The organism is Moraxella lacunata (assembly GCF_002027545.1).
In the GTDB taxonomy this organism is placed as follows: Bacteria; Pseudomonadota; Gammaproteobacteria; order Pseudomonadales; family Moraxellaceae; genus Moraxella; species Moraxella lacunata.
This window is the reverse complement of sequence record NZ_MXAN01000095.1, coordinates 19,087-20,672: the sequence shown is the minus strand read 5'-3', so window position 1 is coordinate 20,672 and position 1,586 is coordinate 19,087. Positions and strand designations below refer to the sequence as shown.

2 protein-coding genes are annotated in these 1,586 nt (G+C 45.1%); one reads left to right on the top strand and one right to left on the bottom strand.

Going from position 1 to position 1,586, the window contains the following annotated elements; genetic code table 11:
* Nucleotides 1-32: 32 nt before the first annotated feature.
* Nucleotides 33-539: a cytochrome-c peroxidase gene (locus B5J94_RS12030; protein ID WP_228144594.1), complete on the top strand. Its 507-nt coding sequence runs from the start codon at nt 33-35 to the stop codon at nt 537-539.
* 56 nt (nt 540-595) lie between these two features.
* On the opposite strand, the gene B5J94_RS12025 is transcribed toward B5J94_RS12030, so the two are convergent.
* Nucleotides 596-1,411, bottom strand: a complete 816-nt coding sequence (locus tag B5J94_RS12025) for a putative RNA methyltransferase (protein ID WP_062500208.1) — start codon at nt 1,409-1,411, stop codon at nt 596-598.
* Nucleotides 1,412-1,586: the final 175 nt, after the last annotated feature.

Genomic DNA, 1,586 nt, shown 5'->3' with positions numbered 1-1,586 from the left:
GGTTTGGAAAGAAGTCTAGTGTAACTCGTGCTTTGGCAAGTTTTGAAGATACGCTTGTTACGCCCAACAGTCGCTTTGATAAATGGCTCGCTGGTGATGATAACGCCATCAATGAGCAGGAATTGCGTGGTTATCAAACCTTTAAACAATCAGGCTGTGTGGCGTGCCATAATGGCGAACTACTCGGCGGTGGCTCATTCCAAAAATTTGGCGTGTTTGAACAATATACCACCAAAAACCTAGCCGAAGGTCGCTTTGCGGTAACAGGCAAGCCCGAAGATAAAATGCTCTTTAAAGTGCCAACGCTTAGAAACATTGAGCTAACCTACCTCTACTTCCATGACGGTCAGGTCAATTCACTAGAAGAAGCGGTGCAAATCATGGGTAAAATCCAGCTTAATAAAGAGTTCACGGACGCAGAGACAGCGGACATCGTGGCGTTCTTAAAAACACTCACAGGCGACCAACCCAAATTCCAATACCCACACCTACCACCGTCCAACCCCAACACCCCATTACCCAATCCATTTGGGAAATGATAAAACAAAAATAAGGCAGTCTGATGATTGCCCTATTTTCATTATTTGAAGAGTTTTTAAATCGCCCTTTTAAACAAATACACACAAAAACTCGCCGTTACATCAAACTTATCCTGTGCCTTTAATGCTGTCTTACGGTCAAGTTTGGCTTTATAAGTATAAGGGGTCATGTCCATCAAATCATTTAGACTTTGGTTATCAAGGCATAAATCAGCATCTATTTGCCATTCATTGACCAAATCAAATTCAGGGGCAAGCTCGCCTATAAATTTGGCAGGATTATGCGGATTGACGGTGTCAAACAGCTTCTCACGCATGGCGTGCAGGTGCATGGGAGCAGGGGTTGCCACAAGCAGATGACCGTTTGGCTTTAGCACCCTTAACATCTCAGCCTTTGGTAAGGGGCTAAACAGACTCGTGCAAATATCCACGCTATCGTCCGCCACAGGCAATACCGCCCCTGTGCCAACCACCCAGGTGATGTGTTTGCCGATGTCGGTATTTTTGTAGGTTTTAGAAGCGGTGATAATGGCGGTTTTGGCGATGTCAAGCCCGATGACATGGGCGGTGCGTGCCATGCGACTGGTATAATAACCCTCCCCACAACCGATGTCTAGCACCGATGTCGGGGCAATCTCATCGATGATTTGCCCAACTTTGTCCCTTAGCGGTTCATAAAATCCACCCGCCAAAAACCGTCTGCGAGCCTGCACCGATGTGGCGGTGTCGCCTGCGGTGTGGCTGTTTTTGTGTTGAACCACGTGCAAATTGACATAGCCGTCCTTGCTAATGTCATAGCTGTGGCGGTTTTGGCAGGTGTAAGTTTTGCCTTGTAAGTTTAAGTCGGTATGGCAGATGGGGCAGATGAGCATGGGGCGGTCTTATTTTTCCAAAAGTTTTCTTAATAATTCAATTTCTCTATCTTTTTGGGCAAGTAATTCATCTTTATGGGCAATGATAAGTTCTAATTTTTCTATTTCATGATGATTGCCGTAATATTTATTGGCATAATTGCCGTTATTGTCGCCAAATAATAGACTTCTTTCC